Annotated in this window: 17 protein-coding genes; all 17 read left to right on the forward strand. The window is 40.9% G+C overall.

The window, feature by feature from the left end; genetic code table 11:
* The 17 genes from FGS84_RS09910 to FGS84_RS09985 all read left to right on the forward strand — a co-directional run bounded on the left by FGS84_RS09910 (nt 1) and on the right by FGS84_RS09985 (nt 14782).
* Nucleotides 1-561, forward strand: coding sequence for a YodL domain-containing protein (locus tag FGS84_RS09910; RefSeq protein ID WP_138307974.1), 561 nt, complete (start codon nt 1-3; stop codon nt 559-561).
* Nucleotides 562-651: 90 nt separating this feature from the next.
* The gene (locus FGS84_RS09915; protein WP_002595345.1) at nt 652-996 is read left to right on the forward strand and encodes a SpoVG family protein; all 345 of its coding nucleotides are present in this window, start codon (nt 652-654) and stop codon (nt 994-996) included.
* A gap of 42 nt (nt 997-1038) precedes the next feature.
* Nucleotides 1039-1164, forward strand: a complete 126-nt coding sequence (locus FGS84_RS31785; protein WP_279232801.1) for a hypothetical protein — start codon at nt 1039-1041, stop codon at nt 1162-1164.
* Nucleotides 1165-1317: 153 nt separating this feature from the next.
* A complete protein-coding gene (locus FGS84_RS09920; RefSeq protein WP_025532361.1) occupies nt 1318-1548 on the forward strand; it encodes a DUF6133 family protein in 231 nt (76 codons plus the stop codon).
* Between the two features lie 65 nt (nt 1549-1613).
* On the forward strand, nt 1614-2768 hold the full coding sequence (locus tag FGS84_RS09925; RefSeq protein ID WP_138307975.1) for a site-specific integrase: 1155 nt from the start codon (nt 1614-1616) through the stop codon (nt 2766-2768).
* Nucleotides 2761-4983: a site-specific integrase gene (locus FGS84_RS09930; RefSeq protein WP_171042588.1), complete on the forward strand. Its 2223-nt coding sequence runs from the start codon at nt 2761-2763 to the stop codon at nt 4981-4983. Before FGS84_RS09925 ends, FGS84_RS09930 begins: the two co-directional genes overlap by 8 nt.
* Nucleotides 4980-6497 carry a tyrosine-type recombinase/integrase gene (locus FGS84_RS09935; protein ID WP_138307977.1) on the forward strand — a complete coding sequence of 506 codons (1518 nt, stop codon included), beginning with the start codon at nt 4980-4982 and terminating at the stop codon, nt 6495-6497. The genes FGS84_RS09930 and FGS84_RS09935 overlap by 4 nt, the downstream gene beginning before the upstream one ends.
* Nucleotides 6484-6873, forward strand: coding sequence for a DUF6262 family protein (locus tag FGS84_RS09940; protein WP_138307978.1), 390 nt, complete (start codon nt 6484-6486; stop codon nt 6871-6873). The genes FGS84_RS09935 and FGS84_RS09940 overlap by 14 nt, the downstream gene beginning before the upstream one ends.
* 90 nt (nt 6874-6963) lie before the next feature.
* Nucleotides 6964-8313 (forward strand): ATP-binding protein, encoded by a 1350-nt coding sequence (locus tag FGS84_RS09945; RefSeq protein WP_347563818.1) that lies wholly within the window; start codon nt 6964-6966, stop codon nt 8311-8313.
* Entirely contained in the window at nt 8303-8968 is a 666-nt protein-coding gene (locus FGS84_RS09950; protein ID WP_138307983.1) for an RloB family protein, read from the forward strand. The genes FGS84_RS09945 and FGS84_RS09950 overlap by 11 nt, the downstream gene beginning before the upstream one ends.
* Nucleotides 8969-8992: 24 nt before the next feature.
* Nucleotides 8993-10174, forward strand: a complete 1182-nt coding sequence (gene tcmP, locus FGS84_RS09955) for a three-Cys-motif partner protein TcmP (RefSeq protein ID WP_138307985.1) — start codon at nt 8993-8995, stop codon at nt 10172-10174.
* A gap of 6 nt (nt 10175-10180) precedes the next feature.
* Complete coding sequence (locus tag FGS84_RS09960; protein ID WP_138307987.1) at nt 10181-10945, forward strand: radical SAM protein; 765 nt, start codon at nt 10181-10183, stop codon at nt 10943-10945.
* A gap of 22 nt (nt 10946-10967) precedes the next feature.
* Nucleotides 10968-12275, forward strand: a complete 1308-nt coding sequence (locus tag FGS84_RS09965) for a hypothetical protein (RefSeq protein ID WP_138307989.1) — start codon at nt 10968-10970, stop codon at nt 12273-12275.
* A 20-nt stretch (nt 12276-12295) separates the two neighbouring features.
* The gene (locus tag FGS84_RS09970; protein WP_138307991.1) at nt 12296-13480 is read left to right on the forward strand and encodes a hypothetical protein; all 1185 of its coding nucleotides are present in this window, start codon (nt 12296-12298) and stop codon (nt 13478-13480) included.
* Nucleotides 13481-13562: 82 nt separating this feature from the next.
* On the forward strand, nt 13563-13775 hold the full coding sequence (locus FGS84_RS09975; RefSeq protein WP_138307993.1) for a DUF6133 family protein: 213 nt from the start codon (nt 13563-13565) through the stop codon (nt 13773-13775).
* Nucleotides 13765-14259 (forward strand): prepilin peptidase, encoded by a 495-nt coding sequence (locus FGS84_RS09980; protein ID WP_138307995.1) that lies wholly within the window; start codon nt 13765-13767, stop codon nt 14257-14259. The genes FGS84_RS09975 and FGS84_RS09980 overlap by 11 nt, the downstream gene beginning before the upstream one ends.
* Before the next feature lie 148 nt (nt 14260-14407).
* A complete protein-coding gene (locus tag FGS84_RS09985) occupies nt 14408-14782 on the forward strand; it encodes an LPD28 domain-containing protein (protein ID WP_138307997.1) in 375 nt (124 codons plus the stop codon).
* Nucleotides 14783-14797 lie beyond the last annotated feature (15 nt).

The raw sequence follows: 14797 nt of genomic DNA on the forward strand, positions 1-14797 counted from the left end.
ATGAAACCGATCCGCATTGAAAGCGGCATCATCGTCTACTACGGAAACCGGGTGGGCCGTGTGTCGGCTGGCCGCGCTGTGGTTGATCCCATGTTTGAGGGGCCGGAATTAATTGATTTCCTTACAAAGCAGCGGAATATCCGTGAGGTCCAGTGGACAGACGGGATGTTTGACCGGCTGATGAGCGCCCCCAGGGACGCCCGCGAAATGGAGGTATTAAAGAACTGCCGTATCTGGCAGCTCAAGCCTGATGTGGATATCCGGATGAAATTCGTCAGCTATGACGAACTGTGCAAAAACTTCGGCCCGCCTGATCTGGAAAATTACCAGCAGGTGTATGACGGCGCGGTAGAAACCAATGACCTGGCCGCGCTTTATACCAAGTTCTACCTTGACTACCCGGCCAGTTATACCGGACACATCATTTCCATGAGCGATGTGCTGGAGCTTTATGATGAATCCGGCAGCACCTTCCACTACGTTGACCGTATCGGCTTTAGGCAGGTAGATTTTGAACCGCCTGGACAGTCGATGGCGCAAGGACCAATCATGCAGTTTTAGCAGGCGGCATTGTCCACCTGTTTTTACTGAAAAGAAACAGAAAGGACGCTTTTCCCATGAAAAGGCAGAAGAAAAAAAGGAGGAACCACCATGACAGAACTGGATATCCGCATCACTTCCATGTACCCGCCCGGCTCACAGGGAGGAACAAGGGCGTATGCCTCGGCAACCATCGGCGGCTGCTTTGCCGTCCGGGGAATCAAAGTCGTCGAGGGCGGTAGAGACGGCCTGTTCGTTTCCATGCCCAGCCGTAAGACACAGGACGGTTATAAGGAAGTCTGTTTCCCCGTAACCGCCGAATTTAGGGAGCAGCTCCATGGAGCTGTGCTGGATGCCTACCATCAGGCCATTGCGATGGCGCAGGCGGATGCGCCTGCGCAGACAGCTTCCGCGCAGGAAGCGCCTCAGCCCGGTCAGCAGATGACCGGAATGTAACTGTAAAACCGTCAAAATCTTAAATTTATGGAGGAAAACACAATGAAGAAGATCAGAAATCAGGTAACCAAGTTTCGCGCCGCTGTTGCCGTGAAAGTCCTGCAGGCAAAGTATAAACTTTTTGAAAATACCGGGGAGGGGTATGTGGATACCGCGGTCTTTTCTTAACTTCAACGACACTATATAAATGTATACGATATAGATAGTGGTCAATCCCTTTAAACATAAGGGATTAGTAGAGGAAATGAATCAGGCAGAGACAGTGTTATATTCCCTGTTTCATGTACACGATATAAACTATAAGGAAAGAGGTAGAATCCTATGAAAGAAAAGATGAATTCCATAAAGATAAAGGCAATAAGGCTGTATGCAAGGACGAGCGGTATCCTGACAGATAAAAGAGGGGAAGGCTACATTGACACGGCCATTGTCATATTGATATCGGTGGTGCTTGGCGCTTTACTGCTGGCCGGATTATACGCCTTATTCGGAGACGTTGTACTCCCTGAATTAACAAGGCGTATTCAGGAAATGTTCAATTATGCCGGATAAAGGAAGTAAATGGTATGGATTCATGGTATAGTTAGCCTGTGCCAGAGGCGCGGGAAGGATGAACCATGAAAAAACGATTTCAGGTAAAACGGTTTCTATTTGAAACCACAGCAGGGGATAAGGTCTGCCGCTTTATGCTGACAGACCGGTTTCTCCCCATGCTGGCGCCAAATCAGTACATTGAGATGAAAAGCATCAATAAACTTGGCACGGGAAAAAGCTACGCCTACAAACTGTGCGTATACTTTAACTTTTTGCATGAGAAGCATCATACGAATTATGAGGCGGCAATTAACAGACAGGTGTTGGGTTTTGTAGATTATTTGATTTATGGAGATAAGGAAAATCTGAGGATATTGAGTCTGCAGGAAAGTCTCCGTTACAGTACGTTATCCGGCTATGTGACCGCAATAACAGACTTTTATCGCTGGCTTGACCAGACCTACGGAAGTGAGATGGTGTTTTACGAAGGAGAGCGCAGGTGTCGTCCGCAGTCCTATCTATATGGGCAAATCTACACCTATCAGTATAAATACCTGATTAACCGGATACTGCCCGATGTAAAAGGAAGTAGAGAATACATTAAATGGTATACAGATGAAGAGAAAGCGCTCCTTTGCAGCGGTTTTCATACGCTACGGGATAAGGCAGTGTTCCGGCTGACGCTGGAGGGATTCCGGATTGATGAGATACTCAGTATGCGTCTCAGTAATTATCAAGCCACGGAACGGTTGATACAGCCCTCACGCTCCAAGATGAGGCAGGCTGCGGTCAGTGGGTATGAGAATAAGCTTCGTACCGTGCGGATATGTGAAGAGACGGCAAGGGTATTGAATGATTATCTTTTTGTAGAGCGGCCGTCTGCTGAAAATGAGGGCGGTATCATAAGTGATTGGTTATTCCTTACTTTATACGGGAAATCGATGGGACAGCCGCTCACTTATCATAACTATCGCAAAATCCTGAGAGACTGTGCTGAACGCTGTGGCATCTCAGCAGTAAATGTCAGAACTCATAGTGGCAGGAGCACGAAGGTGATGGAGGTATTGGAGCATAACGCATTACATCCGGAGCAGGAAAAATCAAACATCCAAATCAAGGCTCTGTTTGGATGGTCGCAGATTGATTCTATTCAGCCGTATATGAACCATAACAGTGAGATTATGGCCAACGCCGCATACAAGCGCCATAGTAAAAAGGATGGTGGTGGTAATGATTAAAATCACACAGAGAATCACTGCTTCTGCTGTCTGGGACATTGAGGGAACCGAGGTACGCCTGCCGTATCGGAAGGAGTATCCGGAGCCGGTAATGAGGAAGAAAATTGAGGACTACCGGAGTGTTTTGGAAAGCATGACTTATGAGCATGACAATATTGGACTTTGCGAAGCGTTTACCGTCTTTGGAGGGATTGCTTTCGTGGCAATCGGACTAACATGCAGGGAAGCGTTTCTACAATGCTTTTCTTACTATGCAATGCAGTTTGCACGGGAGTGGGCTGATGGAGAAAAGTGTCTGAAAGCTAAATACATTGGCTATGAGTATGTGTTTGCAAAGATGCTACAAAATGAAGCAATAAGAATTCATTATGATTTCCGATATATCTTAGATCAGGCAAATGGAGGGGATTTCTGCCAAAAGAATGAAGATGCTTTTGCAGAGCATTGGATTTCAGTCATGAGACCTCTTATGAAAAGCGGTTCATCTCTTTCAGAAGTGTCAAACCGGGTGGGTGATGTAAGGGTATCCAGGTATCTAATGCAGATACCAGACCAGACGCTTGCGTATTTAAAAGATATTGCCGGAAGTTATACGCAAAGGCGGGAATTAATCAGCCTTACGAAAATGAATAACTTTATTCTGGGAAATGACAGCCGGACAGGGTTTGCAGGTGCAGAACCGGACTTTCTGAAGCTACTAAAGCAGATTACAGAGGAAGAAACAGAAATCCAGAGGACACGATTTATTAAGGAAAACAGGAAAGAAATGTCGCTGCATAAGGATGTGTGGATTTTATATCAAAGACATGGAACCGGTCTGAAACTGCTGACTGTGGATTTTCGTAAGGTAAATCAGCCGTCATTCCGAAAAGAGACAAAGTGTTTCCTGAAGGTAAGGTTTTCAGGCCACATACGCGCCAGTGATAGAAGCCACATCTCCATTTTTAATGCAGTGAACCGGATTTGTGAAATGAATGATTGCATACGGCATTTTTCTGATATCGATCATATAGACGTAAAAAAGCTGCAGATATCCTTGGAGCAGGAGATGGATCAATCAAAAATCATGACCATGTTCTCTGCCTGCCGAACTTTATACCATTATCTTTGCTCAGACGAGAATGACAGTAAACTTCCTAAACCTCATAGTAATCCGTTCGAGAGCCTGCATTTTGTAAACGCTAAGCAATATCATAAGAATACACCATATATTCCGGATAAGGTTATAGAAGAACTTTCTGACCGGCTGGCGGAACTGGATGGGACAGACAGGCTGATATTCCAGATATTCTCCGAAACCGGAATGAGGGCCAAAGAGGTGGCATTTTTAGAAGCGGACTGTCTTACAACCGCTCGTTATGATGGGGCAGTGAAGCTAAAATATGTCCCTTACAAGACGCTAAAGGCCAGACGCCGCAATGGAATCGGCGAGTATCATAGTGTTTACATCTCGGCGGAGTTAGCAGATAAAATTAAAAAGCAGATTACTGTCAGTGGGGAACTTCGCAGGGAACATAGTCTTCCTTATATTTTTCTGCATCAGAAGAAAGGCTATAAGGTTGCAATGCTGAATGTAGAGTATTTCATTTCAAAAGTAAATAAGCTGATTCATAAATATGAGATTTGTGATGACAGCGGCGAGCTTTGGAACTTTACCAGCAGACAGTGCCGCAAAACACTTGTGGTAAACATGATTGAAAACGGCGCCACCACCATGGAACTTGTCTATCAACTGGGGCATTTGAACCAGAGCACAGTCATGCAGTATTATGCGGAAGTTAAATCAGCCAGACTGGCAGAAATGAATACCAAGTTTTTTAAAGAGCAGTTTCACCTGTTGTTATCCGATGAACAACTTACCACGTTCTCGGAAGAAGAGAGACGGCTCTTATATGTTGATTTTCGTTTGGGAAAGCGCCGTGTAGAATTCGGTTTCTGTACAAGGAAACTGTGCGATGGAGCATGTAAAAGCCGCAGCCGTTCTGTCCATTGTGCCAACTGCCCGCATCTGTGCACGGGAATAAAATATCTGCCATTCTGGAAAGAATTGCTGCAGTCTCAGGAAGCACGGATGCAGGTATTGATAAAGGGCTATCAACGGGTGGAAGTAGCAGATTATGAAGAATATATAGAGTACCGGCAGGAAATGCAGTTATTGGCTGCTTATAGGAATATCGTTGAGATGATAGAGAAAAGTGGAGGTAGTTGTCTATGAGTGCGATACCAAAACAGAAGTATATTGAGTATTACAAAAAATGTGAGGAAAAACGGTATCGGGATTTTTTAGACAGCTTATCTGATAACATTTCTTTTGACAGTGACAGGTGGATCTGTGAGAAGCAGCTTAAAAATCAGTCCCAGCTTCTGAGCAAGGTCACGATTTATTTTTCAATGGTTCCAGAGCAGCATAGAGAGATGGTAAAATACTTTGCACTGATCCGATTAGTGGAGGGGAAAGGCGTGGGTACAGTTTGTGGAAATGTGGGGAATATCGCCAACTTTCTTCGGTTTATGGCTGATATTTCACTATCAGAAATTCAGGTAACAACCGCTTCCCGATTTAAAGAATATTTGGATGGAAAAGGCTACAGTGAAAGTAGCAGAAGCAGTATCTGGTCAGCCGTGGGTGTTTTTCTTAATCGGATGAGTGATTTTGAAAAAATGAAACTGCCGAATCCTTTTTACAATAATCCCTATCAGTCAAAGCGGCTTGTAGATCAGAAATATGTACCGGAGTATGTAGCGAAGCAGCTTGACCGGATATTTATGGAAGAGGATATTCCCGTGACAACGCGCTGTATTTACTGGCTGCTGCGGCTGATTCCATCCAGGATATCGGAGATTCTGGGTATGAAGATTGAATGTCTCAAGCCTTTTGATGGACATTACTGTCTTTTTATTCCTATGTGGAAACAAAATGGCGGGTATAAAGAACCAATCATGCGTACTATTCACATCGAGAATAAGGAAATGGGGGGACATCTGATTGCTCTAATTCAGGGGCAACAGATAATGGCAATGTCTTACCAATGTTATCTGCCGGAAGAGAAGCAAGGGGCGCTGTTTGCATACCGGTCACAGATTCTACAAAATGGCGTTTGGTATTCGGAAAACAGATACAGTGTGGCATCATGGCCGTATATATCCTATCAGTTAAAAGAAATTTGCAGAAGATATGATGTACGGGATGAAAATGGAGCAGAGTATGTGGTAACTTCGCACCAGTTCCGCCATAATGGGGTTACAGACCGGCTCAGGGCAGGGTTTACTCTGCCGCAAATCGCGGAGATGACGGCACACCATGGCACGGCAATGCTTTATGCCTCGTATGCGCATCTAAATCTGTTCCCTGAGACAATAGTAGAGCCAATGAAGTATCAGACAGAGGCAGAGAATCCATATGTGCTGTTTGGAGGAAGGATTCTGAATATGGATTCCGTTACAGAGTCAAGATTGCTTAAAAATATCCGCGCCCACAGGGTGCCGGGCGGAGTATGTGCTGATATCACTCATTGCAGGAGCGGTGTTTGGGAATGCATCAGTTGCAGGGATTTTGTGCCGGAAATGGAACAACTGGTATATTTCAAGGAGCAGGCGGCTGATTGGGAATCTAAAGCGGAGAAGTTCAGGAGCGACAGACAGCTAGCAGATAATTTTACGGCAATAGCCGCAGGATTTAAAGCCATTGTGGAAAAATTGGAAAGAGGGGACGAGGATGAGAAGGAATAAAGGACTGCCCAAGCAATTAACTGAGAAACAGGAGCTTTTGCGTCAGCAGTCGATTAATAAGGTTTTGAGAGCGATTGAGCAACTGAAGGCGGAAGGAAGGAGCGTGACGATTACGGCGCTGGTGGAATTCACAGGGCTTTCCCGGTCTGTATTTTCTAAAGGTCATATCAGGGAACTGCTTGTGGATTATGGATATTCCGGGATAAAGACGCAGGAGCGTAAGAAAAGTACAAAGAAAGAGAAATTGGCGGATATTGTAGCTGAAAAAGATAGGAAGATACAGGAACTTCGTGCGCAGAAGGAGGAATTGGAAAGGGAGTGTGAGTTACTGCGAGGGAGGATATTCCTTCTTATGCAGGGGGAAGCAAGAAAATAGTTGCATAAAACAGCTGCTTTTATTTTATGAAAATATAAATGTACAAATAAATACGGAAAAAACAAAATTAGATGTTGATTTATTCGCGAAATGGCATATAATAAGATTAAGAGCGTAAAAGAGTGTGAAATGAAGGAGAGTGCCATGCTGATACAGTTTAACTTTAAAAATTTTAAATCCTTCCGGGATGAGGTATCCCTGGATTTGTCGGCTACAAAGATAACGGAGCATGAAGATCATGTGGTGGAGATGGCAAATGATAAGTTGCTGAAGGTTGCGGCCATCTATGGTGCAAATGCCAGCGGAAAGTCTAATATTTACGATGCTTTTAAATTCATGAGCTATTATGTGGAGGAATCCTTTAAGTTTGGCGGTGAAAGCGACAGCAGGCAAAAAACAGATTCTGCTTACATCAGGGTAAGCCCGTTTTTGTTTGACAGCAAGAGCAGGAGTGAGGAATCAACCTTTGAAGTATTCTTTGTTGATAATTCGGAGAATACGGGAAAAATTTATCAGTATGGGTTTGCGCTACAGAATGACGAAGTGGTGGAGGAATGGTTTTATTCCAAGGCCAAGACAGCGAGAAACCGATATAAGACTATTTTTTACCGAAAAAAAGGAGATGAACTGGAAGTAAACGGGCTGCCAAAGAGTAGTATTGAAAATATAAAGGTCGCATTGGAAAAGGAGACTCTGATTGTATCGCTAGGGGCAAAGCTAAAGATATCGAAACTGAAAAGGGTAAGAGACTGGTTTTTGAATAACGAGGTTGTGGACTTCGGAAATCCCGCAGAGAACTTTTTCCGTTCTCAGGTGCTGCCGAAAGGTTTTACCACCAGTAGAGAAATACAGAGCAATGTAGTAAACTATTTTGCATCATTTGATAATGCCATTTGTGATTTTAAAGTGGAGGAAGTTCAGCGGGAAATTGAAAAAGAGTCCGATCTCAGTTATAAGATTGACGCATTGCATAAGATGGCGGATTGTGATGAATTTGAATCTATTCCGTTGAAAAGTGAATCCAGTGGGACGCTAAAGATGTTTGCCTTATATCCATCTTTGAAAGAGGTGCTTGATAACGGCGGAACCTTGTTTGTAGATGAACTGAATGCAAGGCTTCATCCGTTATTGGTCAGAAACATTATATTGACCTTTTTATCACCGGAAATCAACACCAATCATGCGCAGATGATTTTTACCACACATGACATCTGGCAGTTATCTAATGAGCTGTTGCGCCGGGATGAGATATGGCTGGTGGACAAGAATCAGGATGGGGTTTCCGATTTGTATTCCCTTGCTGATTTCAAGGATGAAGACGGAAATAAGGTACGCCGTGATGAAGCGTTGGCGAAGAATTATCTGACGGGCAGCTATGGCGCTATCCCTGCGCTCCGACCTATGGAAATGTTAAAGGGGAGGAACACGGATGGCGAATAAGAGCGGAGGAAAGCCTAGCGACCGCAGGGCCGGAAAGAGGAAAGACCGGAATCAGCGGATGGGGCAGAGAGTACCGGAACTGGGATATTACCTGATTGTGACAGACACTGAAGAGACGGAGAAGAATTACTTTGAGGGACTTCGTGACAGTATACCGGCGGAATTGAAAGATCGGCTGATTATTAAGGTAGAAAAGGCTAAGACGGTAGAACTGGTGAAAAGAGCTTTGGAGCTTGTCGGAAAAGAATCACAATACCGGATACCATGGATTGTGTTTGACCGGGATCAGGTGAAGGGATTTGATGAGATTATATGGACGGCGGAGAAAAACGGTGTACATGCCGGATGGTCAAATCCCTGCTTTGAGATATGGATGTATGCGTACTTTGGAGAGATGCCTGCAATCAGGGAATCTTATACCTGCTGTGACCGGTTTGCGGATAAGTTTGAGAAGGTTACCAGGCAGAAGTATTATAAGAACGACAGGGATGTTTATCGCAAACTGGTACAGTATGGTGATTTTGAACAGGCGGTTGTAGTGGCGGAGAGAAGCCTGAAGAAGTGTGTGGATGACGGGAAGAAGCTGCCATCGGAGATGTGGCCGGCTTGTAAGGTGCATCGGTTGGTGGCGGAGATAATCTATAAGACAATATAATGTCGATGAATTGGGGAGGTAAAAATGTCCAAGAGAAATGGTGATTTTTTTGAAAAAAAGAAGGTATGGTCCGAAATTAAAGACCAATTACTGGGGTGTTATTTAGTGCCGTATTTTTCAAAGATTTCTATGACAAAGAAACCTGTTTACTATATAGATGCGTTTGCCGGAAAAGGAAAATTTGATGATGGTAGTCCAGGATCTCCGATAATTGCATTAGATATAATAAGTAAATTTCCAAATAGTAAAATTTGTTCAGCTTTTATAGAATTAAATTATGCAAATGATTTAATGGAAAATATAAAAAGGTATCCAAATACTAAGATTGTCGAAGGTAGATATGAAGACTACATTGAAAATTTACTTGTAAGTAGAGCAGAACAGAATATTTTTGTATACATAGATCCTTATGGAATAAAATCTTTGAAATTTTCTATATTTGAGAAATGGAAAAATCACAAGTTTAATTCTATTGAAATATTATTAAATTTCAATTCATTTGGTTTCATAAGGGAAGCTTGTAACGCTCTGAATGTTAGGTTTAATTTAAGTGACTTAGATGATGTTTTAATCAATGCAGAACAATTTGATGGTTCAGAAAGAAAGTCTATAAATGAATTAAGTGAAGTGGCAGGAGGCGATTATTGGAAAGATATTATAGAAGATTATAAAGCAGGTATTTTTGACGGATATGAGGCTGAAAGAAAGTTTATAACTCAATATTGTTTGAACCTAAGGCGGGTTTTTAGATATGTATTGAATATGCCCATAAGATTAAAAAAGGGTCAGAGACCAAAATATAGAATGATTTACGCAACGAATCACCAAGACGGTTGTATATTAATGAATGACAATATGTGTAAGCGCTGGGAGGCATTAGAAGAAATACAGAATTATGGACAATTAAGTTTGTTTGAACAGGATGCTGAAAATAATGTAATAGATGAATCAGAATTATTAGAATTACTTGAAAGAGAAATTAAGCAGATTACAAATTATGTTCATTTCAATATATTCTTGGCAGATTTTATTATGAAAGTTGGCGTTAGATATTCTCAGGGGGAGGTAACTAAACAGCTTTCAGAATTAGAAAGGACAGGGAAAATTGAAGTACGCAGATATCCCGTGTATACAGATACAGGGAGAAACTCAAAGTTTTGGTCAGAGAAGAAAGGACAAACTGTTGAATTTAAGTACAGAAAGTGAAAAATCATGAAATACATTACTAGAAAAACAATGATTTATAAAACAGATGTAGAGTATGGGGACTATACCTTGAATCATGTTCAAGGTTGTTCACACGGTTGCAAATATCCATGCTATGCTTTTATGATGGCAAAGCGATTTGGGAAAATAAAAACATATGAAGAATGGACTGAGCCTGCACTAGTAGTGAACGCTATTGAAATAATCAAAAAAGAAATACCTAAATTAAAAGATAAAATAGAAATCTTACATCTATGCTTCACAACAGATCCTTTCATGTGTGGATATCAAGAAGTTTGTGATATGAGTTATGATATTTTAAAACTTCTAAATGAAAATGGTATTAAATGTTCTGTATTAACTAAAGGACTGTTGCCAGAAAAATTGGGTAATTTAAGTAAAAAAAATGAATATGGTATAACTTTGGTTTCGTTAAATGAGAATTTTAGAAAAAAAATGGAACCTCAAAGTGCTGATTTTGAGAGACGAATTGCCTGCCTTGAAGATCTACATAATAAAGGCTTTAAAACATGGGTTAGTATAGAACCATATCCGACTCCTAATATTATAGAACAAGATGTTCATGAAATTTTAGATAAAATTAAATTTACAGATAAAATTATTTTTGGTAGGCTTAATTATAATAAAAAGGTCACGGAATATAAGCAACATAAAGCTTTTTATAACAAATGTGCTTCAGAAGTTATTGGATTCTGTGAACAAAACAATATAAATTTTCATATAAAAAATGGAACAATAACAAAAGAATAAATTATGTTCGAGGTGATAAATCATGGATAATAAGGAAACTATTAAAGAGGGATATTGGTCAGTAGCAGCGGAAAAACATTTAAAAAATTATAAAGATGAAAGTCAAAACTTAGATGAAGTCGAAAATCTGGATATTGCTGGAAAGGCAGGACGATTTATAGGAACAATTAGAGGGAATGGGACTTTAGAATATATCAAAAAAGTTGAAAAAATGGCAGGTAGTGTAGGAATTAGAAAAAGCATGTTGCATAAAATAATTTTGCCTGCTATTGAGAAGGCCACCGATAAAATTGAGGTTATAAGGGATATAACGGGAGAAATTACTGGAGTTGCGGAATATATTTTTGACTCGGATAATGTTTTGGAAATTACTGGAGAAGTATTTGAGAATCAAAAACCTAGCAAGATTGAACGCATAGCAATTGCGACAATGGAAGAAACTAGAAAACTTCCCTATTATCAAAGAGAGTTGATCGATAAACTGATTAAAGAGGGATATTCTGAACAAGATATTAATATTGCGTTAGCGATACAAGAACAATTCCAGTTGATACAGAAAGTCAATTTAACAAAGACAAATGATCCAATAATAAGTAATGAATACATATGGGGAAGAAATCACAAAAAGATAGCGGCAGCAATAGCTTCTCTTGAGTTGGAAGAAAAACAGAGCATGAAACAGATGATAGAAATAATACAAAATAGCCAAGGAGTTCCTTTAGAGAAATTGCCGCCTATAGATAAGAATCTTTTGCTGTTAGCGAAAAAAACAGGAATATTAAATCCTGCCATAATTTCTTCTACGAGAGGTTTAGAAAAAGAATTTGAATTTACACCAGATTTATTAAAGACAGATTCAGTAAATAATGATATTCTTGATGATGTAAAATTGTTATTAGCTTCTATAAGATTTGGAGAAAATTATACAGAATACAGTACGATACAGGAACCTGAAAAATTTCTTAGAGCACTAATTAATAATCAAAAAGTAGGTCCACACTCAGCAAATGGTTCGGATTATATTTTGCTTGAAAAAAGAGGTATTGTAAAAGTATCTATGGGTAGTAAAACTAACTCATTTGGAAGAACAAGAACGGGATATTGTATGGAATTGTTAAAGAAGGATGTTGCAATAGAAGCTTTAAGAATCATTGAGTCTAAAGAATATAATATAAAAATAACAGACAATGATGAGAATTATGGCATTGCTTCTACAGTTGGTAACTTTATTTCTCCAGAAGAAGCAAGAATTAAAATGGGAGTGGTGCCAGAACCGGTTCGCGAAGCACAAGATTATCTAAATAAAGTGCTTAGAGATGAATTGATTTAAATAGGCAGAGAGGTGCATTCATGGAAAAGGAGACTGTTCAAGGTCAACAAATGAGTTTTTTTGAGGATACAAATAAAGTAAAAAATGTAAGAAAAGTAAGCAAAGGAGCTTTATTAGAATTTAGATTGCAGAGATTACTCTTTTTTATGGGATATTTTACGAAAAGAGGGATAATAATGAAGACATCTGCAGATGATTTAGCTGATGAGATAACAGATTTAGATGCATATGGCACATATATTCATAAAGATTTTTCGGTTAAAAGAATCTGGGCAGATTGTAAATCAGGAAAAGCTAAGCCACTGGAAAGAATTTCATGGATAAAGGGAATAAGGACATCTGTAAAAATTGACGATGTTATTTTTGTAAAAAGTGGTGTAAGGATAAACACAAAACAGTTTGCCAGACGAAGTGGAATATTAGTTTTAGATAATGATACTATATCTAAACTAGAAAAAGACTTTGGTATAGCGGAAAATGATTGGAGAGGCTCTTGGGATTATAATACACAATATGATAATATTAATAAGCTCAAGAAGACTGTCGCCTATAACGGGAGAGATTTAAAAAATATTGCACAGTTCATCGAAAGTAATTATTGGGTATTTGATTATTATGCAAGGATAAAAAAATGTATAACAGGGTTGAAACAATTATATGACTTTCATGAATTGGCCAAAGAAGATGAAAAATATATAATAAAATGGGCAATGTATGAATTGATTTCACTGTTTACATTAGCAACCTTGAATATCTGTAGAGAGGTATATTATTTATCGGATGTAGACAAAAAGGTTATGATAAATGATGGAATGATATCTGGTGAAATATCTGCTAAAAAGAGAGCGGAACTTGTCGATGCAACATATAAAATGGCTATTGGTCTGGTAAAACAACAAATACCTGATTTTAAACCAATGCAGCTAGATCTGAATGTGGGACTTAATGCTCCTGAGTATTGCAATAAACTTATTGATTTAGTAAATCGGATAACCAATAACCCTTTGAATTATTTTGATATATTAAGAATTTTAGATTTTTCGCTAATGGAATATGAATTGAAAGATGTTCCAATCAATGAGGATGACTTACAAGAACTGTTTAATAATTATAGACAAGTCAAAGGGAGTGTGAAAACGATATTACATTTTGTATGTGACGTTTGTAATATCCCAATTATATTTTTCGATTTAATAAAAAAATAAATAATTGATAAGAAACACGATTGAACCTAAAAATTCAGTCGTGTTTTTTATATATACAAAACAGGAAAGCGAGGAAAATGAAATGACGAAATCAATTTATCAAGCAAATTACTGGCACTACCTAACCGGAGATTTTCTCTATCGTGTACATCCAAGGTTCAGAAAAGCCATCAAGATCCTCCTCTGCGTAGTGCTGGGCGCTTTGCTGCTGGCAGGTCTCTATGCCCTGTTCAATGACACCGTACTGCCCACCCTGACCCGCCGTATTCAGGAAATGTTCAACTATGCCGGATAATCCGGCAGCCCTGTTGGCGGAGGCCACGGCGGCATTTTTCCCGGTGCTGATTCCGGTACAGGCAGGATTATTTCTCCTTCTGCTGTTGGCGGTGTCCTTTTGTGATATCCGCAGCCGGGAAATCCCTGACAGCCTGCAGGTTGCCATCGCGGCATCGACATTCCTGTGCTTTTCACCGGGAAATCTGCTGGGCATTCTTGGTGCGCTGCCGTACCTTGTGATTGCCCTGTTTTTTGGCGGTGGACACAGCATCGGAGGCGGGGATATCAAGCTGGCGGCGTCCACCGGCCTTGTGCTGGGACTGCCCGCCAGCCTGGCCGCTTCCATGCTGGGGTTAACTGCTTTCACGGTCTTTGGAATTACCTGTACCTGTATCGGACGGCTTCGCGGGCAGAAAGAAAAAATGGCCTTTCCCGTGGGGCCGTTTCTCGCGGCTGGCGCTGCCGCCGGCTATTTTATGAAAATTGGAGGACTAATCCTATGAAGAAGAAAACAATCATTGCCATCTGCACCGCTGTTCCCGTTGCCGCGCTGGCAGCCTTTTGGTATCGCCGTTGCCACAGAACGTATTCGGCGCAGTAAACAGTACGGGCGGGCTTAAAAAAGGCCCGCCATGATAGAGGGAGAATCAAATGGAACAACGAACAGATGCTTCAGCGTGGTATTATGAGCGGTCTGAATTAAATGGAATGGAACTATGGGGAACCGGAGCCGCCCTGGATCACAGCACGGTTCCGGAAGGGCTTTATTGCTACGATCTTTATGGCACGGGAGTACCGGATGACGCCGAGAACAACTTTATTTCCAGGGAGCCGGTGGAAACCGGCTGTGTCGGAGCCATCCTTTCCGCCAGGCCGTTACCGTTTGGAGGGAAAGAATCCATGGGCCTACAAAAGATGCGCTTCTTTGATGAGGAACCATTATGCACTTTGAGTCAAATCGTGGATCAGATGCAGATGGCGGAGCAGGTTCAGACCCAGACAGGATACCAAAATCAAAGTATTTAACTCCGGGAGGAAAAC

The sequence above is a fragment of the Clostridium sp. 1001271st1 H5 genome, assembly GCF_005845215.1.
GTDB lineage: Bacteria > Bacillota > Clostridia > Lachnospirales > Lachnospiraceae > Enterocloster.